Below are 24,540 nucleotides of genomic sequence, written 5' to 3'. Positions count from 1 at the left end.
CGGGTGCGTGGTGCCGACGGCAGGTCAAGAGGATCCACCGTGGTGGATCCGCCGGCGGCCGTCCAGGGTGCGGGCCGGGAGGTGCGGCCGGTGGAGGTGGGAGGCGGTGCGTTCGATGATCAGGAGGGCGGCGTCGTCGGCGGGTTGGCCGCCGATGTGGTGGAGCAGGTCATCGTGGATGTGGCGCAGCAGGGTGTCGGGGCTGGAGGTGGGGAAGGAGGCGACCCGCTCGGCGAGTGGGTAGAAGGCGCCCGTTGGTGAGCGGGCTTCGATGACGCCATCGGTGTAGAGCAGGAGGATGTCGTCGGGTTCGAAGGCGAACGGGTCGGTGCGGTGGCTCGCGGCGGGCAGTTCGCACATGCCCAGCGGGGGTACGGGACGGCGGGGGTACAGGACCGTGACCTGGTGATCGTGCAGCAGCAGGGGTGGGGGATGGCCGCAGTCGATCATCTCGGCCTGTGAGTCGTCGTCGGGGATGTCGAGTACGAGTGCGGTGGTGAAGTGCTCTCCGGGGTCGTGCCTCGTATCGGCCACGTCCTCCAGGTCCCGGCACACGCTCACCTCGAGCGCCGCCGTCAGCTCGGGCAGGGTGGCGTAGCGGTGGGCGCCCTCACGGAACGAGCCCAGCACCACCGATGCCTCGCCGATGGAGGCCAGGCCCTTGCCGCGGACGTCGCCGATGATCACCCGGGTGGAGGGGTGGGCGGCGCGGGCGACCGCGAAGAGGTCGCCCCCGATCTGGGTCTCGTCCTCGGCGGTCATGTACAGCCAGGCGACGCGCAACGGCCCGATCCGGCGGGGCGGCGGCCGCAGCAGAGCCAACTGCGCCGTCTCGGCCACCGATCGCGCCCGGCTCAGCTCCCGATCCCGCCGCTCCCGTACATGGCAGACGAAGACCACCAGTGCGGAGAGCACGGACAGGGCGATGATCTGCGCGATGTGGTTGGCCGTGGCCAGCCCGCCGTGGAACACCGCGATGAACACCTGGGCGGCCACAGCCACCACCCCGACCAGAGCGGTCAGCCGCGGCCCGGCGATGGAGGCGGTGAGTGCGGGTGCGATGACCAGCAACGGACCCAGATGGATGGTCGAAGGGGAGTGGATGTCCACCACGGTGATCACCACGATCAGCGCGAGCGGGATCGCCACCAGCCCCTGGCCCGACGACCGCCCCACGAGGCGGTCCACTGACACACGGCGGGCATCCATATCTCCCATTTTGCGCCTGTCGCTCGGGCGCTTCCTTCCTTCGGGACGCCGGCTCGCTCTCCGCCTCCGCCTACATGAAGGCCGCGCGGCGGTACGTGCCCGACATCGGCGCCAGGGACGTCGTACGGACCAAGAACGGCGTACGGGCCCAGGCGCTGGACCGCGACGGCACCCTCGTGGGCGACTTCCGCATCCACCGCCTCGGCCGGGTCACGACCGTACGCAACGCTCCCTCGCCCGCCGCCACGTCGAGCATGGCGATCGTCTGGAACTCCTCGCGTCGGGGGAGGCGAACCCCCGGCCGGACATCACCGTCGAGTCCACGTTCCCGGCCGTGGCCACCGTGTCCGCCGACCGCGCCCCCGGACCGGTGGCCCTGTCCACGGCGGCCGAGGAGGCGGTCGAGCGCGCCCGCGCCCAGGGCGTCGCCGCCGTCGGACCCTCCGTGCTCGGCCGCGGCCCGGCACCAGGAGCCGGCCGGCTCCGGCGTCCATGTGCCGAAGGCGGTCCCGTCCATCGCGTGCCCGGCCGCGGTCCCCTGACCGACGCCGGGCACGCGGGGTGTGGTGGACGACGTGCTTGCCGACCACCCCCGGTGACCTGACCGCACCCGCAGGCATGCCCCGGCTGGGGACGGGTACGCGACCCGAATCGCAGCCGGGGCGGATCTTGTCGGCCCCGGCGTCCCACCCGCCACTACCTGGGAATACCTCATGGACACACCCTCGAACGACCGCCCGACGCCCGAGACCGCCGCCGCAGCGCAGGAGGCGCTGACCGCACTCTCCGTCCACACGATGGACACGGAGGCGCTGGACACGCTGGCCGACAGCGAGGTGCTGGTGCCCGTCCCCGACGACGCCGCCGAGCCGGACGCCTCCGACCCCTCGATCGTGGCCCTGCCCGTCCTGGAGGAGTCGGGCGGCGAACAGACCGTGCCCGTGTTCACCTCGGAGCCGGCCATGGCCGAACTGCTGCCGTTCGTCTCGCGCTACCGGGTGGTGCCGCTCGGCGCGCTCGCCTCGCAGTGGCCGTCCGCCGGTCTCTCGCTCGCCATCGACGCCGGCTCACCGCACGGACTGACGCTCGACTCCGACGGCGTACGCACCCTGCTGGCCCGGCCCTCCGCGTGAAGTCATCCGGCGCCCGGGCCCGTGGGAAGCGGGCCCGGCCACGGTGAACGGGCAGCGGCCGGGCCCCGGGGGGCACCGGCGGTCAGCTCACAGGCTGCGGCGGAACTGCGGTGGCGACTCCCCGAGCCGGGCCCGTCAGCGCTGTGCGAAGCGGCCGAGGTGAGTGCGTCCCGGCCGGCCCTGCCTCAAAGGCACTTTCCGGGGTTAAGGACCCCCCTGGGGTCGAACGCCCGTTTGATCCTCCGTTGCAACGCGTGGGCCGCGGGCCCCAGTTCGTCCGCCACCCACTGCCGCTTCAGGACGCCCACGCCGTGCTCACCCGTCAGCGTGCCGCCCAGCCGCAGGGCCAGTGCGAAGATCTCGCCCGCCGCCTCCCAGGCCGCGTCGGGGAGCCCCGGCAGGGACCGGTCCACCACGATGATCGGGTGCAGGTTCCCGTCCGCCGCGTGCGCGATGGTGAAGACGGGCACGTCATGGCGTGCGGAGATGGCGCGGATCTCGCGAACGGCCTCCGCGAGCCGGGAGCGGGGCACCGCGATGTCCTCGATGAGCGGGCGTCCGAGCCGTTCGAGAGCGGGCAGGGCGAGCCGTCGGGCGGCGAGCAGGGACTCGGCCTCGACAGGGTCCGTGGTCGTCTCGACGGCCGTGGCGGACGGCGCGAGCACCCGGGCGACCACTTCCGCCTCGGCGGCCGCGCCCGCGCCGTCGCACTGCACGAGCAGCAGCGCCGCGCCGCGCTCCCGCAGCGCCGGGTCGATGGCGTGCAGGACCGGACCGTCGACCAGTTCCGCGAGCGCGGGCTCGATACCGGCCCGGCCGATCGCGTACGAGGCCTCGGCGGCCGCCTCGAAGGAGTCGAAGAAGGCGGCGAGCGTGGCCGTCGCCACCGGCACGGGCCGCAGCCGTACAGTCGCCGACGTGATCACCGCCAGGGTGCCCTCGGAGCCGGTGAGCAGGGCGGTGAGGTCGTAGCCGGTCACGCCCTTGACCGTACGGCGGCCCGTGCCCACGACCGTGCCGTCCGCGAGCACCGCCTCCAGACCCAGCACGCTGTCCCGGGTCACGCCGTACTTCGCGCAGCGCAGACCGCCCGCGTTGGTCGCGATGTTCCCGCCGATCGTCGACAGGGCCGCGCTCGCCGGATCGGGCGCGTACCGCAGCCCGTGCGCACCGGCCGCACGGTCCAGAACGGCGGTGATCACACCGGGTTCCACGACGGCGAGCTGGTCGTCCGTACGGGGCAGGGCCTGACCGCCGGACGGTCCTAGGCGTTCAACACGCGGGCCAGGGCGGCCCGTTGCAGCGGCAGTGCCTCGGCGTGCAGGTCGCGTCCCTTGCGGGTGAGGGCGACCCACACTCCGCGCCGGTCCTCCTCGCAGACGGAGCGCTCCACCAGACCGTCCTTCGCCAGCCGGCCGATCAGGCGGGACAGGGCGCTCTGGCTCAGATGGACCCGGCCGGCGATGTTCTGCACACGGCACTGGTCGCCGGCCTCGGCCGACTCCGTCGCGAGGATGTCGAGTACCTCGAAGTCGCTGGCGCCGAGGCCGTACGGGTGGAGCGCACGGTCGATCTCGCACATCGTGCGGGCGTGCACCGACAGGATGTCCCGCCACTGCTCCTCGAGCCGGGCACCGGTCGTTTTCGCTGCCATGGCTGCAAGGTAACAGAAAACCGGCCATTCATTGACCATGCAACTAGTGCAGCTGCAACCACCCGACCGGGGCCGGCCAGGGATCACTGGTGTGCGGCCGGCTCCTGGATGAGCCCGATGAGGTTCCCGTCCGCGTCCTTCACGAAGGCGATCAGCCGGCCGCCGCCGACGTCCTGGACGTCCTGAAGGGGCTCGGCCCCGGCGTTCAGGAGGGCCGACAGGCGGGACCTGATGTCGGTCACGTGCCAGTAGGGCACCGGGCCGGTCATCCCCTTGGCGTGTCCGTTGGGGTCGAGCCCGACGTCCTGCCCCGCGTCCTTGAAGCCCACGTAATACGGTTCGTCCGCGTAGGGCTCCACGCCCAGCAGCGCGCCGAACAGCGCCTTCGCCCGAGCGAGATCCTTGACGGGGTAGATGATGGTCTTGAGGCCGGCGGTCATGACGTACTCCTCCGTGGTGCGGTGGGCGCCGGCGATCGGGCCGGCGCTTTCACGCTAGGCGGAGGAAGCCCGGTCCGGCTTCTTCAATCCTGACCGTCTGCGGTGCACGGCGTGCGGACGGCGCCGGCGACACGGGAGGGCACGGGCCGCGGCCTCCTCGCGGAGCAGGCCGTGCGCGCCGCGGGGCTCTGAGCCCGCGGGGACCCGACCCCCGCCGCCCGCTCCCTCCCCGCACTCCTCAAGTCGACTCCCGCCTGACCAGCTCCGTGGGCAGGATCACCGCCGCCGGGTCCTCGCCGCCGATCTGGGCCAGCAGCACGCGTACCATCTCGTTGCTGATCCGGTCCCAGGGCTGGCGGATGGTGGTGAGCGACGGAGTGGACGCGGTGGCGGCGGGGGAGTCGTCGAAGCCGCCCACGGCCACGTCCTCGGGGACCCGGCGCCCGGCCTGTCGGAGCACCGTCAGCACACCCTGCGCCATCAGGTCGGACGCCACGAAGACCGCGTCGATCTCCGGCGCCCGCTCCAGCAGCCGCTCGGCGCCGGCCGCACCGCTCGCCCGGCTGTAGTCGCCGGGGACGACGAGCCGCTCGTCGTACTCGAGGCCCGCCTCGGCGAGCACCTCCCGGTAGCCCGCGAGCCGCTCCACACCGCCCGGAGTGTCGAGCGGTCCGGTGACCACGCCGACGCGGCGGCGGCCCAGCGACAGCAGATGGCGCACCATGTCACGGGCGCCGTCCCGGTCGTCCGCCGCGACGTAACTCACCTTGGAGCCCAGCCCGATCGGCTTGCCGCAGGCGACCAGCGGTACGCCCGCCTCCCGCAGCTCCTCCGCGACCGGATCGCCCGAGTGGCTGGAGACCAGCAGCACCCCGTCGACATGGCCCGCCGTGATGTACCGCGTTATGCGCCGCCGTTCGTCCTTGGTGCCGGCGAGCATGAGCAGCAGAGGGATGTCGTGCGAGGCCAGCGCCTGCGTACAGCCGCGCAGCAGCACATTGAAGTTGGGGTCCTCGAAGAACCGCTCCTGAGGCTCGGTCAGCAGGAAGCCGATCGAGTCGGACCGCCCGGTGATCAGGGAGCGGGCGTGCCGGTTCACGACGTAGCCCGTCCTGCGGATGGCGGCGTTGACCGCCTCTTGCGCCGCCGGGCTGACGTAGTGCCCGCCGTTGAGTACCCGGGACACCGTGCCGCGCGAGACACCGGCCTCGCGCGCCACGTCATGGATCGTCGGCGGCCTGCGCCTGCCGCCCGTCGCGTGCATGGTCATGACTTTACGGCCCCGGACAGCAGATCCAGACTCCAGAACCGCTGGATGACCAGGAACAGGGCGATCAGCGGGAGGACCGCCAGCGTGGCCCCAGTGATCACCAGCGTGTACAACGCCGGGGTGTTGGCGCCCTGCTCGAGGAGCGTGAACAGACCGAGCGTGATGGGGAACTTCTCGTCGTCGCTGAGCATGATGTACGGCAGCAGGAAGTTGTTCCAGACGGCGACGAACTGGAACAGGAACACCGTCACCAGGCCGGGCACCATCATCGGCAGCGCGATCCGGATGAAGATCCGCCACTCGCTCGCCCCGTCCATCCGCCCGGCCTCGACGACGTCACCGGGCACCGCGGCACTCGCGTAGATCCGGGCGAGGTACACGCCGTACGGGGACAGGATCAGCGGCAGCAGCACGGACGCGTACGAATCCGTGAGGTCCGCCTTGGCCAGCAGCAGGTACTGCGGGATCGCGAGGATGACCGGCGGCATCAGTACGCCCGCCATCAGGACGTTGAAGACGGTCTCGCGGCCGCGGAAGCGGTAGACCGCGAGCGCGTAGCCGCTGAGCGCCGACACGGCCGTCGACAGGAGGGCGCCGAGGCCCGCGTAGAGGGCCGAGTTGCCCATCCACGTCCAGTAGAGGCCGTCGCGGTAGGCGTTGAGGTCCTTGAGGTTCTGGGTGAAGCCGGTGCCCGGCAGGAAGGTGAAGGTGGAGAACAGCTCACGGCCCGACTTGGTGGCCGCGATCACCACCCAGGCGACCGGCAGCAGGCAGTACAGGGCGCCGAGCAGCAGCGTCAGCGTCGGGACCAGGGCGATCCGGCGGCGCAGCGGCGGACCCTGGGCGGTGCCGGGCGTCGTACCGGCGGCCGGTGCGGACTTGCGCAGCGCAAGAGAACTCATCGTGCTTCCTCCTGCTTGTTGCCGGAGTTCGCGGCCCGCAGGAAGCCGAAGGACAGAACGAGCGTGACGACGGCGATGATCGCGGCCTCTGCGGCGGCCGCGTAGATGTCGCCCTTGCCGAAGGCGTCCTGGTACACCTTCATCAGCGGACTCCAGGTCGTGGAAACGGAGTTGGTGAGCGGTTTGAGGGTGGTCGGCTCGCTGAACACCTGGAGCGTCGCGATGATCGAGAAGAAGAAGGTGAGCACCAGCGACGGAGCCACCATCGGGATCTTGATCTTCAGCGCGATCTGGAGCGGGGTGGCGCCGTCCAGCTTCGCCGCCTCGTACACCTCCACCGGGATGGCCTGGAGCGAGGTGTAGATGACGATCATGTTGAAGCCGGTGCCGCCCCACACCGCGATGTTCGACAGGGCGAGATACAGCGGGCCGCCGTCCAGCAGGTCGGGCTGCGGCAGGCCGAGCCCGTTCAGCACGTAGTAGAACGGGCTGACGTCCGGCAGGTACAGGAAGCCCCAGAGCAGCGCCGCCACGACGCCGGGAATGGCGTACGGCAGGAAGATCGCGAGCCGGGTGAAGGGGGCCAGCCGGACCCGGTCGGTGTCGAGCATCAGCGCGAACACCAGGGCGAGGCCGAGCATCACCGGGACGACGATGGCACCGTAGCCGACCACGCGCAGCGCGCCGTGGAGCAGCGCGGAGTCGGTGAGGGCGTCGGTGTAGTTCTCCAGGCCCGCCCAGACCTCTTTCCGGGCGCCCGCTCCCAGGCCGAGGCCAAAGACGCGCACCTTGTGGAGACTGAGCCAGACCGCGTACCCGATGGGCAGTGCGAAGAACAGCGCGAAGAGGGTCGCCGCGGGGAGGAGGAAGGCGTACGGGGCCCCCTTGACCCCGTACGACGTCCGGCGCGCACTGGTCACTCGGAGACCTCGAAGCCCTGCTTCTTCAGGTCGGCGACCGTGTCGTCCTGCATCTTGGCCAGGGCGGCACCGAAGTCCGACTTGTTCTTGGCGGCGGCGGCGAAGGCGTCCTTGAAGGTCGTGTACGCGACGTTCACGTTCGGGCCCCAGGCGGACGGCGCGGTCGTCTTGGCGATCTTCGCGGCCTGCGGGTAGAAGTCCGGCTGGTTGGAGAAGAAGGCCGGCGGTTCCTGGAACGCGTCACTGGTCTGCGCCGTGGTGGCGGCCGGGTAGATGCCGCTCTCCTTCGCGAGGGCGGTCAGCGCCTTGGGATCCGTGTTCAGCCAGGTCGCGAACTTCGCGGCGGCCGCCTGGTGCTTCGAGTCCGTGGTGACGGCGGTCGACGAACCGCCCCAGCTGCCGGTGACGCTGTCGCTGTCGCCCCACTGGGGCAGTGGGGCCATCTTCCACTTGCCCTTGGTGTCGGGCGCGCCGCTGGTCAGCGTGCCCGGCGCCCACACCGCGCTCACCCAGGCGATCTGCTTGCCGGTGTTGAGCGCCTTGTTCCAGGCCGGGGTGTACATCGGCTGGTTGTCGATCGCCCCCTCCTTGACGAGCCCGCCCCAGAAGTCGGCGACCTTCTGCGACGCCGCGTCGTTGATGCCGACCTTCCACTTCTGGCCCGAGGTGGTCCACCACTTGGCGCCGGCCTGCTGCGCGAGACCCGCGAAGAGGCCGGAGTCGTTGGAGGAGAAGGTGGTGAGGTCCTTGTCCGGGGCCTTGTGCTTCAGCGCGCGGGCGGTCTTCGCGAACTGCTCCCAGGTCGTCGGCACCGTCAGGCCGTACTTCTTGAAGAGGTCCTCGCGGTAGTAGAACATCATCGGCCCGATGTCCTGCGGTATCGCGTAGACCGCGTCCGAGCCGAGCGTGGTCTGCTGCCAGACGCCCTCGGCGAACTTGCCCTTCGCGTCGCCCGCGTTCTTCGAGATGTCGGCGAGGGCGTCATTGCTGACCAGGGTCGGCAGCGCCTGGTACTCGGCCTGCACCAGGTCGGGCGCCTTCTTGGCCTTGTGCGCGGTGAGGATCTTGGTGACCAGGGTGTCGCCGGACGCCTGCTTCTTCACCGTGACGGTGATCTGCTGCTTCTTGCCCGGGCCCTTGTTCCACAGGTCCACGACCTTGTCCATGCCCGGCGTCCAGGTCCAGTACGTCAGCGAGGCGGGCCCCGACCGGGCGTCGCTGTCGTCGTCGGACGAGCCGCAGGCGGCGAGCGTGGTGGCGCCGAGCGCGACGGCGAGGGCGGTGGCCACGAGGCGGCAGTGCTTCGTGTTTGGCATGGATCTTTCTCCCCTGACCTGGGTCTCCGCCTGCTGCGGAGGACCTGCCATGCTTCTGTGAGCGTTCACAGTAGAGAAACATCCAGGACACTTGTCAATGGTTGTTGCTGTGCGGTTATGTTGGGCTCGTGCCGCTGTCGATGTGTGTGCACGTTCCCAAATGATCGATTAACCGGGAGAAATCCATGCCGGAGACCACCCCCAAGGGCCTCACCAGGCTCGCCTTCGGTGGGGACTACAACCCCGAGCAGTGGCCGGAAACCGTATGGCAGGAGGACGTCCGGCTGATGCGAGAGGCCGGCGTCACCATGGTGAGCGTCGGCATCTTCTCCTGGGCACTGCTCGAACCCTCGCCGGGCGCCTACGACTTCGGCTGGCTCGACCGCCTGCTCGACCTGCTGCACGAGAACGGCATCCGCGCGGACCTCGGCACGCCTACGGTGGCACCGCCCGCCTGGTTCTACCGCGCCCACCCCGAAGCGCTGCCGGTGACCGCCGACGGCACCCGCTACGAGTTCGGCTCCCGCGGCGCCATCTGCCACAGCAACGCGGACTACCGGGCCGCCGCCGCGAACATCACCACCCGGCTCGCCACCCGCTACGCCGAGCACCCCGCCCTCGCGCTGTGGCACGTCCACAACGAGTACGGCGTCCCCGTCTCGGCCTGCTACTGCGAGAGCTGCGCCGCCCATTTCCGCCGCTGGCTCACGGACACCTACGGAACGATCGACGCCCTCAACGAGGCATGGGGCACCGCCTTCTGGGGCCAGCGCTACGCCGGCTTCGACCAGATCAACCCGCCGCGCCTGACGCCCACGGTCGGCAATCCGGGCCAGGCGCTCGACCACAAGCGGTTCGCCGACGCCACCATGCGCGAGAACTTCGTCGCCGAGCGGGACATCCTGCACCGCCTCGCGCCCGGCATCCCGGTGACCACCAACTTCATGACCGCCCTGAGCCAGTGCGACTCCGTGGACTACTGGGCCTGGGGCCGCGAGGTCGACCTCGTCACCAACGACCACTACCTGATCACCGACGGCCGCCGCACCCACGTCAACCTCGCGATGGCCGCCGACCTCACGCGTTCCGTGGCGAGCGGCGCCCCCTGGCTGCTGCTCGAACACTCCACCTCGGGCGTCAACTGGCAGCCCCACAACCCCGCCAAGGCTCCCGGCCAGATGGCCCGCAACTCCCTCGCCCATGTGGCACGCGGCTCCGAGGGCGCGATGTTCTTCCAGTGGCGGCAGTCCCGGCGCGGCGCGGAGAAGTTCCACTCGTCGATGCTGCCGCACGGCGGCACGGACACACGGGTGTGGCGCGAGGTGGTCGAACTCGGCTCCTCCGTCGACTCGTTGCGTTCGATCCGCGGGACCCGGACCCGCGCCGACGTGGCCGTCCTGTGGGACTGGCAGTCCTGGTGGGCGCAGAACCTCCAGTGGCGCCCCAGCGAGGACCACGATCCGCGCGAGCGTGCCGACGCGTTCTACGAGGCGCTCTACGACCGCCACCTGACCGTCGACTTCGCGCACCCGGAAGCCGACCTGTCGGCCTACCCGCTGGTCGTCGTGCCCGCGCTCTACCTGATGACCGAGGCCGCCGGGAACAACCTCGAGGAGTACGTCGAGAACGGCGGCACCCTTGTCGTCTCCTACTTCTCCGGCATCGTCGACGAGCACGACGCCGTGCACGACGGCCCCTACCCGGGCGCCCTGCGTGACGTACTCGGCCTGACCGTCGAGGAGTTCTCGCCGCTCCTGAAGGACGACCGGATCCGCGTCACCGGCCCCGACGGCTCCGAGCTCACGGGCGACGTGTGGAGCGAGTTCGTGGTGCCCCGCGGCGCCGAGACCGTCTGGACGTACGCCGACGGGCTCACCGCGGGCCACCCCGCGGTCACCCGGCACCGGTTCGGCGAGGGCTCCGCCTGGTACGTCTCCACCCGGCTGACCGCCCAGGGCCTCGACGCCCTTCTGGGCCGGGCCGCCGACGACGCCCGGATCGCGCCGCGCGCCGATCTGCCCCGCGATGTCGAAGTGGTGTGCCGCACGGGCGAGTCCGGCACCTTCCTGTTCGCCGTCAACCACACCGCGCTCGACACCAAGGTGCCGCTCGACGCCCACGGCACCGAGCTGCTCACGGGTGAGCGCGCCGCCGGACAGGTGTCCGTGCCCGCGGGCGCCGTCAGGGTCGTACGACTCGACGGCTGACCCCCCAAGACCCCGGCCGGACTCCTGGGGGGACCTCCGGCCGGTCCCGGCGGCGCCGTGTCCGGAGCGGTTCGGGCACGGCGCCGTCACAGCTCCGCTCCTTCAGGTCCCCCGCCTTCGTCGAAGGGACGACGATGTTCCACGCGAGACGCGCCCTACGGGCCCTGCTGATACCGCTCTTCGCAGGTCTGGCGCTCACCACCCTGCCCGCCACCTCGGCACGGGCCGCCGCCACGCTCACCAATCCCGGCTTCGAGTCGGACGGCACCGGCACCGCGACGCCGGCCGGCTGGTCGACGTACTCGGCGGCCGGCCAGAACGCCGCCTCCTTCACCGAGTCCGGTGGGCGCAGCGGCAGTTACCGCCTCACGCACTGGTCGGCCTCGGCCTACAAGGTCGAGACGTACCAGTACCTGTCCGGGCTGGCCAACGGGAACTACACGCTCACCGCCTGGGTCCGCTCGGGCGGCGGCCAGAACTCCGCCTATCTGGCGCTGAAGAACTGCGGAGGCACCGAGCAGCGCACGGACCTGCCGGTGTCCGCCGGCGGCTGGATCCGGATCGTGACCCCCGTCGCGGTGACCGGCAACCAGTGCACGATCAGCGTCAACTCCGACGCCAACGCGGGCAACTGGCTCAACGTCGACGACCTGACCTTCACCTCCGGCACGACCGGACTCGGCATCAAGGGCTCCGACATCTCGTCGCTGGCCAAGAGCGAGGCGTTCGGCGGTGTCTACAAGACCGGCTCCGGCACGACCGGCGACGCCCTCACCATCCTCAAGTCCGCCGGTATGAACTACGCCCGCCTCAAGGTGTGGGTGAACCCGGCCGACGGCTACAACAACAAGACGCGCGTCCTCGCCATGGCCAAGCGCGTCAAGGCGCAGGGCATGAAGCTGCTCGTCGACTTCCACTACTCGGACACCTGGGCCGACCCGGGCGCGCAGAGCAAGCCGGCCGCCTGGGCCGGGCACTCGTACAGCCAGCTCAAGACGGACGTCTACAACCACACGTACGACGTCCTGAGCGCCCTCAAGTCGCAGGGCACCACGGCCGACATGGTGCAGATCGGCAACGAGATCAACGGCGGCATGCTGTGGTCCGAGGGCTCCACGGACAACTGGCCGCAGCTCGCCGGCCTGCTCAACTCCGGCTACAGCGCGACCAAGGCGGTCTCCTCGTCCACGGTCGTGGCGCTGCACCTCGCCAAGGGCGGCGACCTCGCGGGAACCCGCGCGTGGTTCGACAAGGCGGTGGCGGGCGGCGTGAACTTCGACGCCATCGGTCTGTCGTACTACGGTTACTGGCACGGTTCGCTGTACGACTTCCAGACCACGTTGGACGACGCGGCGTCCCGGTACGGCAAGCCGGTCTTCCTCGCCGAGACGGCCTACCCCTTCCGTCTCGACAGCGACGACTCGCTCACCAACCAGATCGACACCACCGGTGAGCTGGTGTCCGGTTACGCCGCCACCACGGCCGGGCAGTCCGCCTGGCTGCGCGACGTGATGAACATCGTGGAGGCCGTGCCCAACGGCCGTGGCCTCGGCGTCTTCTACTGGGAGGCCACCTGGACGGCGGTCACCGGCAACGGCTGGGACCCGGCCGACGCGGCCTCCGGCAACGGCTGGGAGAACCAGGCCCTGTTCGGCTACGACGACAAGGCGCTGCCGGCGATGACGTTGTTCAGCCACCGCTGAGTCCGCGGTGACGGGGCCCGGCCGCCGGAGGGCGGCCGGGCCCTCGCTGTTTGCGCCGGGCGACCGAACGGCCTTGGACAAGGGTCGCGGAGTCCCGGACGCGGCGGCCGGGTCTGCGGGACATTGACAGAGGACCACGAGGCGCGTGGAGGCTCGGACGGAGGGTCGAGATGCTGAAGCTACCCATCAGCGAGAAACGCCTGGAGATCCTGGAGTGGCTGAAGGACCCGGCCGCACACTTTCCGCCGGACCGGCACGGCGACCTCGTCGAGGACGGCGTCACCGCGGCGGCCGTCGCGGTGAAGCTCGGCGTCCGCAGAGCGGTCGCCGACACCCATCTCGGCCTCCTCGCCGGCATCGGTCTCCTGCGCACGAAGAGGATCCGCCGACGCACGTACTACCGCCGCGACGAAGTCCGCATCGCCGAGGTCGGACGCATGTTCGAGAAGGGCTGGTGATCGCGCGACGCCGGTACCGCTCCCGCTGCCGCGGAAGCACGGCATACCCGGGCCGGTGAACCCCCGAGCCCGGTCTCGGGCGGTGTTGTGTGGGCCCGGCCCTCGGGTGATGAATCGGCGAGCCCGGCCCCGCGTCGCGAACCGGTCAGCCGGGCCCCTGGGGAGCGCGGGGTCGCCGTGTGCGGCCTGCCCGCAGGAGCCGGCTGACCCGGGTGCGGGGCCACTGCCGTCGGCGCTAACCTGTTCATCGGCCGCGATTCTTGCCTCGCGGCACGGCGGTGGGGCCCGCCGTACCCGAACCGCGGCACCGCGGCCGCCAACGGTCCCTACTTGCGACAGGGGCACCTCCCCGCTCGAGCGAAGCCCAGAGCTCGGGGGAGTGCCCGGGAGCCCGCGCCCCGGCGAGTAGGAGACGTACGTACATGACAGTCCCGCACCCCGAAAGCGTCGGCGAACCCGGCATCGCCGTACGCGCCCCCGCCCGACGGCGCTCCGCCTGGCACGGCCAGGCCCCCGTCGTGGCGGTCGTCGCGCTCGGCGGCGGCATCGGCGGCACCGCCCGGTACGCGGCCGCGCTGCTGTGGCCCACGCAGTCGGGCGGATTCCCCTGGACCACCTTCTGGGTCAACGTCGTCGGCTGCGCCGTGATCGGCGTCTTCATGGTCGTGATCACCGATGTGTGGCCGGCCCACCGACTGGTACGGCCCTTCTTCGGCACCGGGGTGCTCGGCGGCTTCACCACCTTCTCGACGTACGCCGTCGACATCCAGAAGCTGGTCGACGCGGGCCATCCACGCACCGCGCTGGCCTACCTCGCCGCGACCCTGCTCGCGGCCCTCGCGGCGGTCCGGCTCGCGGCGACGGCGGCCCGCCGCGTCCTCGTACGGAGGCGGCGATGACAAGGCTCACAGGCGGCGCGCTCCGCGTGACGGTCCTCATCGGCGAGAGCGACACCTGGCACCACAAGCCGCTCTACACGGAGATCGTGCACCGCGCCCACGCGGCCGGACTGGCGGGAGCGAGCGTCTTCCGGGGAATCGAGGGCTTCGGCGGCTCCGCGCTGATCCTCGACGACTGCGAGGTCATCCGGTACGCGGCCCGCGAGAACCCGGGCCGGAAAGGTGAGAAGTCGTTGTGAATTGGCTGCTGGTGATCGCCGGTGCCATGGTCGGCGCGCCCCTGCGGTACGTGACCGACCGGATGGTGCAGCTCAGGCATGACGCCGTCTTCCCCTGGGGTACCTTCGCCATCAACGTCACGGGCTGTCTCGTCCTCGGCCTCCTGACCGGCGCGGCCTCGGCGGGCGTCGCCTCCCCGCACCTGGAGCTCCTCCTCGGCACGGGTCTGTGCGGGGCGCTGACGACATACTCGACGTTCTCGTACGAGACACTACGGCTCACCGAGACCGGCGCGGGGTTCTACGCTGCCGCCAACGCGATCGCGAGTGTGGCGGCGGGGCTCGGCGCGGCATTCGCCGGGGTCTGGTTCGCCCAGGCTCTGTGGGCGTAGCGGCCGGAGTGCACCCGCGCGTAGTAAGACTGTCTACAACACTGTCGACCAACCCCAGAACTGGATCCCATGAGCGTCATCAACGTCGGTCAGGCCGTCGTCCTCGGAGCCGTCGAGGGCGTGACCGAGTTCCTTCCCGTCTCCTCCACCGGCCACCTCAAGATCACCGAGGGGCTGATGGGGATTCCCGTCGACGACAACGCCGTCGTCGGGTTCTCGGCCGTCATCCAGGTCGGCGCGATCGCGGCCGTGCTCGTGTACTTCTTCAAGGACATCGTGCGGATCGTCTCCGCGTGGGGACGCGGACTGCGCAACCGCGACGAGCGTCACCACCACGACTACAAGTTCGCCTGGTGGGTCATCTACGCCACCATCCCGATCGTGATCGTGGGCCTGGCCGCCAAGTCCCTCATCGAGGGCCCGCTCGCCTCGCTGTGGGTGGTCGCGGCCTCGCTGATCGTCGGCAGTGGCGTGATGTGGGCGGCGGACCAGATGGGCCGGCACAAGCGCGGCGAGGACGACACCTCCTTCAAGGACGCGATGCTGGTCGGCAGCTCCCAGATCCTCGCGCTGCTCTTTCCGGGCTTCTCCCGCTCCGGCGCCACGATGTCCACCGCGCTCATCCTCGACCTCGACCGCGTCGCCGCCACCCGCCTCTCCTTCTTCCTCGGCATCCCCGCCCTCACCGGAGCCGGCCTGTACGAGCTGAAGGACGCCCTGGGCACGGGCGTGGGCGTCGCCCCGCTGGCCGTCGGCACGATCGTGTCCTTCGTGGTCGCGTACGGCTCCATCTCCTGGCTGCTGAAGTTCGTCGCCAAGCACTCCTTCAACGCCTTCGTGATCTACCGGATCGTCATCGGCGTGCTGCTCCTGGGCCTGCTCGGCACGGGTGTGCTCAGCTGAGTCCGTCCGCGGTACGAGAATCGGCGTCCGTTCCGCGGGCGCCGATTCTCATTTTCAGACCCTTGACAGTCGCCTCCCGTTACCCGGAGGATCACACCCGTGAACCTGTCAGACAGCCAGACAGGTGGTGCGGTACCGCGGCGCGTCAGCGCCATGGAAGCGGTGCTCAGCCACCTTCGCGGCGCCATCGAGCGCGGCGACTACGCCATCGGCGAGAAGCTTCCCTCCGAGGCCGAGCTGTGCCGACGCCTGGAAGTCAGCAGGCCGGTGCTCCGCGAGGCCCTGCGCGCCCTCCAGGTGATGGGGCTGACCGCGTCCCGCACCGGCAAGGGCACCTTCGTCCTGGCTCACACGGTCGAGGACCCCACCTTCGGCGACTACGTGGCCAGCGACCTGCTGGAAGTCCGCCGCCACGTCGAGATCCCGGTCGCCGGGTACGCGGCGCTGCGGCGCACTCCCGAGAACCTCGACCACCTCGCCCATCTCCTGGACCGCATGGAGCGGGAGACGGACACCACCGCGTGGGTCGCGATGGACACGCTCTTCCACCTCACGGTCGCCGAGGCCGCCCAGAACCCGGTCTTCCGCCGGGTGATCGAGGAGATCCGCGACGCGCTGGCGCGTCAGTCGGCCTTCCTCAACGAACTGGGCGGCCGTCGCGAACAGTCCAACCGCGAGCACCGGGCGATCGTCGAGGCGCTGATCGACCGCAGCGAGCACGACGCGGTGGAGGCCATGTCCCACCACCTGGACCGCGTCGAGACGACCCTCACCGACATCGTGCGCACCCCGCGCACGGACACCCCCACCCAGATCCCCACGGACTCCACGGCACCATCCCCTTCGGAAGGCGGACCCCAGGCGTGAGCGAGCAGTCCCTCAAAGGCGAGGCCCAAGGCGCGATACGGACCGGGACGCAGCCCTCGCGGCACGTCGACGCCGGAGACGCGGGCTACGCCAAGTCCCTGAAGTCCCGGCACGTCAACATGATCGCCATCGGCGGCGCCATCGGCACCGGGCTCTTCCTCGGCGCGGGCGGTCGCCTCGCCGACGCGGGACCGTCCCTCTTCGTCGCGTACGCGGTCTGCGGGATCTTCGCCTTCCTCGTCGTCCGGGCGCTCGGCGAACTCGTCCTGTACCGGCCCTCCTCCGGCGCCTTCGTGTCGTACGCCCGGGAGTTCCTCGGCGAGAAGGGCGCGTACACGGCCGGCTGGATGTACTTCCTCAACTGGGCCACCACCGGTATCGCCGACATCACCGCGGTGGCCGTCTACACCCACTACTGGGGCATGTTCTCCGACATCCCGCAGTGGGTGATCGCACTGATCGCGCTCGCCGTCGTCCTCACCGTGAACCTGATCTCCGTACGCATGTTCGGCGAACTGGAGTTCTGGTTCGCGATCATCAAGGTCAGCGCGCTCGTCGTCTTCATGCTCATCGGCATCTTCCTGCTGGTCACCCAGCACCCGGTCGACGGCCACCACCCCGGCCCGTCCCTGATCACCGACCACGGCGGCATCTTCCCCCACGGCCTGCTGCCGATGCTGCTGATCATCCAGGGCGTCGTCTTCGCGTACGCCTCCGTCGAGCTGGTCGGTGTCGCGGCGGGCGAGACCGAGAACCCCGAGAAGATCATGCCGAAGGCGATCAACTCGATCATGTGGCGCGTCGGCCTCTTCTACGTCGGCTCGGTCGTCCTGCTGTCGATGCTGCTGCCCTGGAACAAGTACACCGCCGGCCAGAGCCCCTTCGTGACCGTCCTCTCCAACATCGGCGTCCCGGCGGCGGGCGGCGTGATGAACCTCGTCGTCCTCACCGCGGCCATGTCCTCGCTCAACTCCGGCCTGTACTCCACCGGCCGCATCCTGCGCTCCATGGCCATGTCCGGCTCCGCGCCGAAGTTCACCGGCGTGATGAGCCGCAGCCAGGTCCCCTACGGCGGCATCCTGCTCACCAGCGGCATCTGTATCCTCGGCGTCGGCCTCAACTTCGTGGTCCCGGCCGACGCCTTCGAGATCGTGCTCAACTTCGCGGCGATCGGCATCCTCGCCACCTGGGGCATGATCATGCTCTGCCACCTCATGTTCTGGCGGAAGACCCGCACCGGCGAGCTGTCCAGGCCGAGCTACCGCCTCCCCGGCTCGCCGTGGACCGAGATCGTCACCATCGGCTTCCTCGTCAGCGTGCTCGTCCTGATGTACGCCGACGGCGGCGCCGGCCGTACGACGGTGCTGTGCCTGCCGCTGATCGCGGCGGCGCTGGTGGCCGGCTGGTACGGCGTACGCGGCCGGGTCGCCCGCAAGGCCTCCGGAGCGGACGCGTGAACCAGGCGGTGCTGTACGGCAGTTCTCTGGCCGAGGCCCCCGTGATCCGGGAGCCCCTGCACACCCCCGTCGCCCACCTCGTACGCGAAGGGGTCATCGAGGGCATCCACTACGGGTCCGTCGTGGTGCTCGGCGCCGACGGGAACGTGGACCTGCAGATCGGCGACATCGAGGCGGCCTTCTATCCACGCTCGGCCCTCAAGCCCGTACAGGCCGTGGCGATGCTGCGGGCCGGGCTGCCCCTCGACGGGGAACTGCTCTCGCTGGCCGCCGCCAGCCACTCCGGCGAGGAGCGGCATCTGGCCGGCACCCGGCGGATCCTGGAGCGGGCCGGGCTCACCGAGGACGATCTGCGCAATGTGCCCGACCTGCCGTTCGACCCGGTCGTGCGGGAGTCCTGGGTGCGCCAGGGGCGGCTGCCGTCCCGGCTCGCCCAGAACTGCTCCGGCAAGCACGCGGCCATGCTGTACACGGCGAAGCTCAACGGCTGGTCCCTCGACGACTGTCTCGATCCCGCGCACCCGCTCCAGCAGGCCATCGCCGAGATCGTCGAGGACCTCACAGGGCAGGCCATCGCCAAGGTGACCGTCGACGGCTGCGGCGCCCCCCTCTTCTCCGTCTCCCTGCACGGCCTGGCGCGAGCCGCGGCCCGGATCACCACCGCGCCTTCGGGGACCCCGGAGGCGCGGGTGGCCGACGCGATGCGCGAGCACGCCGAGATGGCCTCCGGCACCGGACGCGACGTCGCCGCGCTGATGCGGGCCGTGCCCGGACTGCTCGCCAAGGACGGCTTCGAGGGCGTACAGGTCGCCGCGCTCCCGGACGGCCGCGCCGTCGCCGTCAAGATCGCCGACGGCGCGAACCGGGCGCGTGTCCCGGTCGCCGCGGCCGCCCTCGCGCGCGCCGGTGTCGACCCGGCGGCGCTCGCCGAGTTCGCGGGCGAGCCGCTGCTCGGCGGCGGCCGGCCGGTCGGCGGCGTCCGGCCCGTCCGCGCTCTCGATCCCCTCACCCGGCACACGTACTCCTGACGCCCGCACACCCGACGTACGCACCTCACATGTCCGGCGCACCCACCCCGTACGTCGGACTCGTCCCCCTCTGAAAGAGACCCGCACTGCCATGACCGCCGCAGCCCACCGCAGCGAACACGACCTGCTCGGAGACCGCGACGTCCCCGCCGAGGCGTACTGGGGCATCCACTCCCTGCGCGCCAAGGAGAACTTCCCCATCACGGGGACGCCGATCTCCACGTACCCGCATCTGATCGACGCCCTCGCCGCCGTGAAGGAGGCCGCCGCCCTCGCCAACGAGGAACTCGGCCTGCTGGAGCCGAAGAAGGCCGCGGCCATCGTGGCCGCCTGCCGGGAGATCCGGGACGGCAAGCTGCACGACCAGTTCGTCGTCGACGTCATCCAGGGCGGCGCGGGCACCTCGACGAACATGAACGCCAACGAGGTCATCGCCAACCGGGCCCTTGAACTGCTCGGCCACGCCAAGGGCGAGTACCGGCACCTGCACCCCAACGAGGACGTCAACCTCGGCCAGTCGACCAACGACGTCTACCCGACCGCCGTGAAGATCGCGACCGTGTTCGCGGTGCGCGGTCTGCTCAAGGCCATGGCGGTGCTCCAGGACGCCTTCGCCCGCAAGGCCGTCGAGTTCCGTGACGTGCTGAAGATGGGCCGCACCCAGCTCCAGGACGCGGTGCCCATGACGCTGGGGCAGGAGTTCTCCGCGTACGCCGTCATGCTCGACGAGGACCGCAGCCGGCTCGCCGAGGCCGTCGAACTGATCCACGAGATCAACCTGGGCGCCACGGCGATCGGCACCGGACTCAACGCGCCCGCCGGATACGCCGAGTCGGCCCGCCGCCAGCTCGCCGCCCTCACCGGGCTGCCGCTGGTCACCGCCGCCAACCTGGTCGAGGCCACCCAGGACTGCGGTGCCTTCGTCCAGATGTCGGGGGTGCTCAAGCGGATCGCCGTCAAGCTCTCCAAGAGCTGCAACGACCTGCGGCTGCTGTCGTCCGGGCCGCGCGCGGGGCTCAACGAGATCAACCTGCCGCCGGTACAGGCCGGTTCGAGCATCATGCCCGGCAAGGTCAACCCGGTCATCCCCGAGGTCGTCAACCAGGTCGCCTTCGAGGTCATCGGCAACGACGTCGCGATCACCATGGCCGCCGAGGCGGGGCAGCTCCAGCTCAACGCCTTCGAGCCGATCATCCTGCACTCGCTGTCCGAGAGCATCACGCATCTGCGGGCCGCCTGCCTGACGCTCGCCGAGCGGTGCGTCGACGGGATCACGGCCAACACCGAGGAACTGCGCGCCGCCGTGGAGAACTCCATCGGCCTGGTGACCGCCCTCAACCCGCACATCGGGTACACGGCGGCCACCGCCATCGCCAAGGAGGCCCTCGCCACCGGGCGCGGGGTCGCCGAACTCGTCCTGGAGAAGGGCCTGTTGCCGGCCGACCGGCTCGCGTCGCTGCTGCGGCCCGAGGTGCTCGCGGGCAGCGGCTCCCCGCAGATCTGAACAGTGGACGAACACCGGAAGCCACGGGGAGGGGTGTCGGCCGGTCGGCCGAGGGCCTGTTCGCCGGATCATGGCGCAGGCGCGGGGTCCGACCTGCCCGCCCCTCAGCAGACACCGTTGCCTTCCTCCGGCCCGATCCGCCGGACCGGCGCCGGCCCCGCCCGCCGGAGGCGGATGCGCGTTCCGCGTGACCGGGCGGCAGAATGGTGATCATGTCCGCGTCCTGGTCGTCCCACGCCTTCCAGCCGGTCCTGGAGCGCATCGCCGACGAGATCGAGCGCACCCCGGGGCGCGGCCGGCCCGCCGACTACATTCCGGCGCTGGCCGCCTGCGACCCGCGCCGCTTCGGCATGGCCGTCGCGGAGCTCGACGGCACGGTGTACGGCGTGGGGGACTGGCGGCAGCCGTTCTCCACGCAGTCCATCACCAAGGTGTTCACCCTCGCCCTCGACCTGGCCCGCGAGGGCGACGCCCTGTGGGAGCACGTGGGCCGCGAACCCTCCGGCAACCCGTTCAACTCGCTGGTCCAGCTGGAGTACGAGAGCGGCATCCCGCGCAACCCGTTCATCAACGCGGGCGCCCTCGTCGTCACCGACCGGCTCCAGACACAGACCGGCGACGCGGCCGGGTCGCTCCTGGAGTTCCTGCGCGCCGAGAGCGGCAACCCCCGGCTGACCTTCGACCAGGACGTCGCCGCCTCCGAGGCCGCGCACGGCGACCGGAACGCCGCGCTCGGCCACTTCATGGCGTCGTACGGCAATATCGACAACTCCGTGCCGGTGCTCCTCGACCAGTACTTCCGGCAGTGCTCCATCGAGGCGTCCTGCGCCGACCTGGCGCTCGCCACCGGCTTCCTGGCCCGGCACGGCATCCGCGCCGACGGCTCCCGGCTGCTCACCCAGAGCCAGGCCAAGCAGGTCAACGCGGTCATGCTGACCTGCGGCACGTACGACGCGGCGGGCGACTTCGCCTACCGCGTGGGCCTGCCCGGCAAGAGCGGCGTCGGCGGCGGCATCATCGCGGTCGTCCCCGGCCGCTGCACGCTGTGCGTGTGGAGCCCGGGCCTCGACGAGCGCGGCAACTCGGTGGCGGGCGTCGCGGCCCTCGACCGCTTCACGACCCTGACGGGCGTGTCGGTGTTCTGAGGGTCCGAACTCACCGGCGTTCTGAGGGTCCGAACCCATCGGCCCGGCCCCGCGCACACGGCGGTCACACGCAGGCCGCCGCCCGGAGGGAAGTGCGTCGCCTTCCGGCCATCCGGCGTTGACACGCTTCCCGAGTGTTGGCCATGGCTTTCCCCGTCGATCTCCGCCGCTGTCAGGCCCTCGGCCTGGCCGGCACCGCCTTCCTCGCGGCGGGCGGTGAGACGGCCGGGGCCCTGCCGGCCCGCGAGCTGATCGCCCCCGAGTCCGGGCGCGCGGCGCTCGGACTGGTCGGCGTGTACTTCGGCGTCGTTCTGCTGATCGCCGCGTGGGCGCTGCTGGGCACAGTCGTACGAGGCCCCGAACCGCCCACCGTGCGCTCGCTCCTGGGGGTGCTCGCCGCCTGGGCGGCGCCGCTCCTGCTGGCACCGCCCCTGTTCAGCCGCGACGTCTACAGCTACCTCGCCCAGGGCGCCATGGTCGACGCCCACATCGACGTGTACGCGTACGGCCCCGCGCGGCTCGGCGGGCCGCTCGCGGACCAGGTGGCCCCGGTCTGGCAGCACACGCCGACCCCGTACGGACCGGTCTTCCTCGCCGTCGCCTCGGCCCTGTCCGGCCTGACGCGCGGCGAGCTGCCGGCCGGGCTGCTCGGCATGCGGCTGGTCGCACTGCTCGGGGTGGCGCTGATGGCGGCGGCACTGCCCCGGCTCGCCCGGCACAGCGGCGTCGACCCGGCCGCCGCGCTGTGGCTCGGCGCTCTCCACCCGCTGGTGCTGCTGCATCTGGTCGCGGGGGCGCACAACGACGCCGTCATGCTGGGGCTGCTCGGCGCCGGACTGGTGGCCGCGCGCGGCCGGTGGCACGTCCTGGGCGTCGTCCTCGTGACGCTGGCCGCGCTGGTCAAGGCGCCGGCGGTGCTCGGCCTGGTCGCCGTGGTGGCATTGCGCCGACACGTCGGTGTGGCGCGGGCGGTGGCGACGACCACGGCCGGCGCGCTCGCCACGACCGCCCTGGCCACCGCCGTCGCCGGTACGGGATACGGCTGGATCGCCGCCCTCAAGACCCCTGTCTCGCCCCACAACTGGTCGCCCACCAGCGTCCTCGGCCGTGCCACCGGCGCCCTGCTGGAGAACCTCGGCAGCGATCTCGCGCCCCTCGCCCTGCCGGCCTGGCAGGCGGCCGGACTCGTGGCGACCACGGCCGCCGTCCTGTTCATCTGGCTGCGGCTGCGGCCCGGCCCGGTCTACGCGCTCGGGCTGAGCCTGGCCGTGGTGGCCGTCCTCGGCCCCGCGATCCGGCCCTGGTACGCGCTGTGGGGCCTGTTCCTCATCGCGGCGGCCGCCCCCAGCGGTTCCCTGCGCCACCGTGTCGCCGCCGCTGTCGGCTGCGTGCTCGCGCTCGCGGTGCTGCCCAACGGCGGACCGCCGGACACCGCGCAGGTGGTCCTGGCCGTCTCCGGTGGTGTGCTCGCCCTGGTCGTGCTCTGGCAGGCTCATCAGACGGCGCGGGCACCGGTGCCGGGGCGGACCGCGTGAGACTGCCGCACACCGACCGGGGGCGGCTCGCCCTCGTGCTGCCCCTCGCCACCGCCGTCGCCGTCTTCACCGCCACCGTGCCGCTGCTGCGCGACTGGTTCGACCTGCGCGTCTACTACGGGACCGTCGACGCGTGGGTGCACCACGGCGGCCGTATCTACGACTACCGGGTGCCGGGGACGACGTACGGATTCACCTATCCGCCGTTCGCGGCCCTCGGCATGCTGCCGATGGCCCTGGTCGGCCTGCCGACGGCGGTCGCGCTCGCGCTGCTGCTCAACCTCGCGGCGACGGCCGCGGTGCTGCTGATCCTCACCGGGCCCGCTCTGCGGCGCCACGGCTGGTTCGGCTGGGCCCTGGCCGGCTGTGCGCTGGCGCTGCTCGAACCGGTCCGCGACACCGTCAGCTTCGGCCAGGTCAACCTTCTGCTGCTGGCCCTCGTGCTCGGCGACGCCTGGCTGCTGTCCACCGGGCGCGGGCGCCGGGCGGGCGTCGGCATCGGCCTCGCGACGGCCGTCAAACTGACGCCCGCGCTCTTCATCGGTCTGCTGCTGCTCGCCCGCCGCTGGCGGGCCGCGGCCGTCGCGACGGCGGTCGCCGGGGCCGCCACCGCGCTCGCGGCGTGGGCGGCGCCGGACGCCTCCCGCTTCTACTGGACCCGGGCGGTGTGGGACACCGCCCGCGTCGGCCGCCTCGACTATGTCTCCAACCAGTCGCTGCAAGGCGTCCTGGCACGGCTCGCGGCACCGGGCGAACCGAGCCGTGCGGTCTGGGCGGTGGCGGTCGTGCTGGTCCTGGCCGTCTGGGCCCGGCGCACCCACCGCGCCCTGCGGGCGGGCGACTGGCGGGCCGCCTTCGCCCTCACCGGCCTGGCCGCCTGCCTGGTCAGCCCGATCACCTGGGTGCACCATCTGGTCTGGCTGCTCCCGTCCTTCGCCGTCCTGTGGCGCCGACGCCTGCCGCGGGTCGCCGGCACTCTGTACGTGGTGCTGTGCAGCAGCGTCGTCTGGCTGTGGTTCGACGACGCGTCCGGCGTCGACGGGTTCCTCGGCAGCAACACCTATGTGTGGGTCACTCTCGGACTGCTGCTGCGGCTGCCGGTCGGTCAGCGCCGCCCGGACCGCCCGCCCTTGAAGCGCAGCGCCAGCACCACGGCCCCCGCGCCCACGGCGGCCGCACCCGCGATCGCTCCCGTCACCGGCCAGCCGGGACCGCCACCGTCCTGCGCCATGACGGCATCCGGCGTGGCGGGGCCCGCCTGCGCCACGGTGCGCGCGGAGAGCAGCGACCCGACGGGGTCGACGCGCCCGGCGGCGCCGAACCCCCAGTCGAGCAGTGAGCGAGCCTCCTCGTACACGGCCAAGCCGCCGCCCGACTGAG

Annotated in this window: 23 protein-coding genes and 1 pseudogene; 16 read left to right on the top strand and 8 right to left on the bottom strand. The window is 71.3% G+C overall.

All coding sequences use genetic code 11. The features are described from left to right. Positions 1 to 24 precede the first annotated feature (24 nt). On the bottom strand, positions 25 to 1,194 hold the full coding sequence (locus GTY58_RS07100) for a PP2C family protein-serine/threonine phosphatase (protein WP_242432192.1): 1,170 nt from the start codon (positions 1,192 to 1,194) through the stop codon (positions 25 to 27). A 47-nt stretch (positions 1,195 to 1,241) separates the two neighbouring features. Between GTY58_RS07100 and GTY58_RS40520 the strand changes: the two are divergent. Next, a pseudogene (locus tag GTY58_RS40520) lies at positions 1,242 to 1,472 on the top strand (L-2-hydroxyglutarate oxidase); the annotation flags it as partial. 450 nt (positions 1,473 to 1,922) lie between these two features. Then, positions 1,923 to 2,342 carry an SseB family protein gene (locus tag GTY58_RS07090; RefSeq protein WP_010982771.1) on the top strand — a complete coding sequence of 140 codons (420 nt, stop codon included), beginning with the start codon at positions 1,923 to 1,925 and terminating at the stop codon, positions 2,340 to 2,342. A gap of 185 nt (positions 2,343 to 2,527) precedes the next feature. Here GTY58_RS07090 and GTY58_RS07085 read toward each other — a convergent pair whose 3' ends face one another. The 7 genes from GTY58_RS07085 to GTY58_RS07055 all read right to left on the bottom strand — a co-directional run bounded on the left by GTY58_RS07085 (position 2,528) and on the right by GTY58_RS07055 (position 8,844). Continuing rightward, entirely contained in the window at positions 2,528 to 3,697 is a 1,170-nt protein-coding gene (locus GTY58_RS07085; RefSeq protein WP_255222040.1) for an FAD-linked oxidase C-terminal domain-containing protein, read from the bottom strand. Further along, positions 3,607 to 3,996 (bottom strand): MarR family transcriptional regulator, encoded by a 390-nt coding sequence (locus GTY58_RS07080; RefSeq protein WP_010982769.1) that lies wholly within the window; start codon positions 3,994 to 3,996, stop codon positions 3,607 to 3,609. The genes GTY58_RS07085 and GTY58_RS07080 overlap by 91 nt, the downstream gene beginning before the upstream one ends. An 83-nt stretch (positions 3,997 to 4,079) precedes the next feature. Then, on the bottom strand, positions 4,080 to 4,436 hold the full coding sequence (locus tag GTY58_RS07075) for a VOC family protein (protein ID WP_010982768.1): 357 nt from the start codon (positions 4,434 to 4,436) through the stop codon (positions 4,080 to 4,082). 238 nt (positions 4,437 to 4,674) lie between these two features. Then, complete coding sequence (locus GTY58_RS07070) at positions 4,675 to 5,706, bottom strand: LacI family DNA-binding transcriptional regulator (protein ID WP_010982767.1); 1,032 nt, start codon at positions 5,704 to 5,706, stop codon at positions 4,675 to 4,677. After that, positions 5,703 to 6,608: a carbohydrate ABC transporter permease gene (locus GTY58_RS07065; protein ID WP_010982766.1), complete on the bottom strand. Its 906-nt coding sequence runs from the start codon at positions 6,606 to 6,608 to the stop codon at positions 5,703 to 5,705. Before GTY58_RS07065 ends, GTY58_RS07070 begins: the two co-directional genes overlap by 4 nt. Next, positions 6,605 to 7,528, bottom strand: coding sequence for a sugar ABC transporter permease (locus GTY58_RS07060; protein ID WP_010982765.1), 924 nt, complete (start codon positions 7,526 to 7,528; stop codon positions 6,605 to 6,607). Before GTY58_RS07060 ends, GTY58_RS07065 begins: the two co-directional genes overlap by 4 nt. After that, on the bottom strand, positions 7,525 to 8,844 hold the full coding sequence (locus GTY58_RS07055) for an extracellular solute-binding protein (RefSeq protein ID WP_010982764.1): 1,320 nt from the start codon (positions 8,842 to 8,844) through the stop codon (positions 7,525 to 7,527). The genes GTY58_RS07060 and GTY58_RS07055 overlap by 4 nt, the downstream gene beginning before the upstream one ends. Positions 8,845 to 9,029: 185 nt before the next feature. On the opposite strand from GTY58_RS07055, the gene GTY58_RS07050 reads away from it, so the two are divergent. The 14 genes from GTY58_RS07050 (at position 9,030) to GTY58_RS06985 (ending at position 24,539) form a co-directional block, all read left to right on the top strand. Beyond that, the gene (locus GTY58_RS07050; protein ID WP_010982763.1) at positions 9,030 to 11,051 is read left to right on the top strand and encodes a beta-galactosidase; all 2,022 of its coding nucleotides are present in this window, start codon (positions 9,030 to 9,032) and stop codon (positions 11,049 to 11,051) included. 134 nt (positions 11,052 to 11,185) lie between these two features. After that, positions 11,186 to 12,754 carry an arabinogalactan endo-1,4-beta-galactosidase gene (locus tag GTY58_RS07045; RefSeq protein ID WP_010982762.1) on the top strand — a complete coding sequence of 523 codons (1,569 nt, stop codon included), beginning with the start codon at positions 11,186 to 11,188 and terminating at the stop codon, positions 12,752 to 12,754. Between the two features lie 170 nt (positions 12,755 to 12,924). Next, positions 12,925 to 13,212, top strand: coding sequence for a hypothetical protein (locus GTY58_RS07040; RefSeq protein WP_010982761.1), 288 nt, complete (start codon positions 12,925 to 12,927; stop codon positions 13,210 to 13,212). A 422-nt stretch (positions 13,213 to 13,634) separates the two neighbouring features. Beyond that, complete coding sequence (gene crcB / locus GTY58_RS07035; RefSeq protein ID WP_010982760.1) at positions 13,635 to 14,111, top strand: fluoride efflux transporter CrcB; 477 nt, start codon at positions 13,635 to 13,637, stop codon at positions 14,109 to 14,111. Beyond that, positions 14,108 to 14,350, top strand: coding sequence for a DUF190 domain-containing protein (locus GTY58_RS07030; protein WP_010982759.1), 243 nt, complete (start codon positions 14,108 to 14,110; stop codon positions 14,348 to 14,350). The genes crcB (GTY58_RS07035) and GTY58_RS07030 overlap by 4 nt, the downstream gene beginning before the upstream one ends. Then, complete coding sequence (crcB, locus tag GTY58_RS07025) at positions 14,347 to 14,721, top strand: fluoride efflux transporter CrcB (RefSeq protein ID WP_010982758.1); 375 nt, start codon at positions 14,347 to 14,349, stop codon at positions 14,719 to 14,721. The genes GTY58_RS07030 and crcB (GTY58_RS07025) overlap by 4 nt, the downstream gene beginning before the upstream one ends. A 69-nt stretch (positions 14,722 to 14,790) precedes the next feature. After that, positions 14,791 to 15,624 carry an undecaprenyl-diphosphate phosphatase gene (locus GTY58_RS07020; RefSeq protein WP_010982757.1) on the top strand — a complete coding sequence of 278 codons (834 nt, stop codon included), beginning with the start codon at positions 14,791 to 14,793 and terminating at the stop codon, positions 15,622 to 15,624. Positions 15,625 to 15,777: 153 nt separating this feature from the next. Further along, positions 15,778 to 16,491, top strand: coding sequence for a FadR/GntR family transcriptional regulator (locus GTY58_RS07015; protein ID WP_042492811.1), 714 nt, complete (start codon positions 15,778 to 15,780; stop codon positions 16,489 to 16,491). Between the two features lie 35 nt (positions 16,492 to 16,526). Beyond that, entirely contained in the window at positions 16,527 to 17,948 is a 1,422-nt protein-coding gene (locus GTY58_RS07010) for an amino acid permease (RefSeq protein WP_107083089.1), read from the top strand. Positions 17,949 to 17,959: 11 nt separating this feature from the next. Then, the gene (locus GTY58_RS07005) at positions 17,960 to 18,976 is read left to right on the top strand and encodes an asparaginase (RefSeq protein ID WP_078234590.1); all 1,017 of its coding nucleotides are present in this window, start codon (positions 17,960 to 17,962) and stop codon (positions 18,974 to 18,976) included. Positions 18,977 to 19,067: 91 nt separating this feature from the next. Continuing rightward, the gene (aspA, locus tag GTY58_RS07000; RefSeq protein WP_010982753.1) at positions 19,068 to 20,480 is read left to right on the top strand and encodes an aspartate ammonia-lyase; all 1,413 of its coding nucleotides are present in this window, start codon (positions 19,068 to 19,070) and stop codon (positions 20,478 to 20,480) included. Between the two features lie 203 nt (positions 20,481 to 20,683). After that, complete coding sequence (locus tag GTY58_RS06995; RefSeq protein ID WP_010982752.1) at positions 20,684 to 21,625, top strand: glutaminase; 942 nt, start codon at positions 20,684 to 20,686, stop codon at positions 21,623 to 21,625. A gap of 143 nt (positions 21,626 to 21,768) precedes the next feature. Continuing rightward, the gene (gene mptB / locus GTY58_RS06990) at positions 21,769 to 23,160 is read left to right on the top strand and encodes a polyprenol phosphomannose-dependent alpha 1,6 mannosyltransferase MptB (protein WP_037646054.1); all 1,392 of its coding nucleotides are present in this window, start codon (positions 21,769 to 21,771) and stop codon (positions 23,158 to 23,160) included. Further along, on the top strand, positions 23,157 to 24,539 hold the full coding sequence (locus GTY58_RS06985; protein ID WP_010982750.1) for a glycosyltransferase family 87 protein: 1,383 nt from the start codon (positions 23,157 to 23,159) through the stop codon (positions 24,537 to 24,539). Before mptB ends, GTY58_RS06985 begins: the two co-directional genes overlap by 4 nt. Position 24,540 lies beyond the last annotated feature (1 nt).

The sequence above is a fragment of the Streptomyces sp. SID5469 genome (assembly GCF_009862865.1).
Taxonomy (GTDB): domain Bacteria; phylum Actinomycetota; class Actinomycetes; order Streptomycetales; family Streptomycetaceae; genus Streptomyces; species Streptomyces avermitilis.
The sequence above is the reverse complement of the archived record's forward strand: the minus strand, read 5'-3'. Positions and strand labels throughout refer to the sequence as shown.

Coding starts and splice junctions, on each gene's coding strand:
- GTY58_RS07090 (WP_010982771.1), top strand. CDS start 1,923: ATGGACACACCCTCGAACGACCGCCCGACGCCCGAGACCGCCGCCGCA.
- GTY58_RS07080 (WP_010982769.1), bottom strand. CDS start 3,996: ATGGCAGCGAAAACGACCGGTGCCCGGCTCGAGGAGCAGTGGCGGGAC.
- GTY58_RS07075 (WP_010982768.1), bottom strand. CDS start 4,436: ATGACCGCCGGCCTCAAGACCATCATCTACCCCGTCAAGGATCTCGCT.
- GTY58_RS07070 (WP_010982767.1), bottom strand. CDS start 5,706: ATGACCATGCACGCGACGGGCGGCAGGCGCAGGCCGCCGACGATCCAT.
- GTY58_RS07065 (WP_010982766.1), bottom strand. CDS start 6,608: ATGAGTTCTCTTGCGCTGCGCAAGTCCGCACCGGCCGCCGGTACGACG.
- GTY58_RS07055 (WP_010982764.1), bottom strand. CDS start 8,844: ATGCCAAACACGAAGCACTGCCGCCTCGTGGCCACCGCCCTCGCCGTC.
- GTY58_RS07050 (WP_010982763.1), top strand. CDS start 9,030: ATGCCGGAGACCACCCCCAAGGGCCTCACCAGGCTCGCCTTCGGTGGG.
- GTY58_RS07045 (WP_010982762.1), top strand. CDS start 11,186: ATGTTCCACGCGAGACGCGCCCTACGGGCCCTGCTGATACCGCTCTTC.
- GTY58_RS07040 (WP_010982761.1), top strand. CDS start 12,925: ATGCTGAAGCTACCCATCAGCGAGAAACGCCTGGAGATCCTGGAGTGG.
- crcB (WP_010982760.1), top strand. CDS start 13,635: ATGACAGTCCCGCACCCCGAAAGCGTCGGCGAACCCGGCATCGCCGTA.
- GTY58_RS07030 (WP_010982759.1), top strand. CDS start 14,108: ATGACAAGGCTCACAGGCGGCGCGCTCCGCGTGACGGTCCTCATCGGC.
- GTY58_RS07020 (WP_010982757.1), top strand. CDS start 14,791: ATGAGCGTCATCAACGTCGGTCAGGCCGTCGTCCTCGGAGCCGTCGAG.
- GTY58_RS07015 (WP_042492811.1), top strand. CDS start 15,778: ATGGAAGCGGTGCTCAGCCACCTTCGCGGCGCCATCGAGCGCGGCGAC.
- aspA (WP_010982753.1), top strand. CDS start 19,068: ATGACCGCCGCAGCCCACCGCAGCGAACACGACCTGCTCGGAGACCGC.
- GTY58_RS06995 (WP_010982752.1), top strand. CDS start 20,684: ATGGTGATCATGTCCGCGTCCTGGTCGTCCCACGCCTTCCAGCCGGTC.
- mptB (WP_037646054.1), top strand. CDS start 21,769: ATGGCTTTCCCCGTCGATCTCCGCCGCTGTCAGGCCCTCGGCCTGGCC.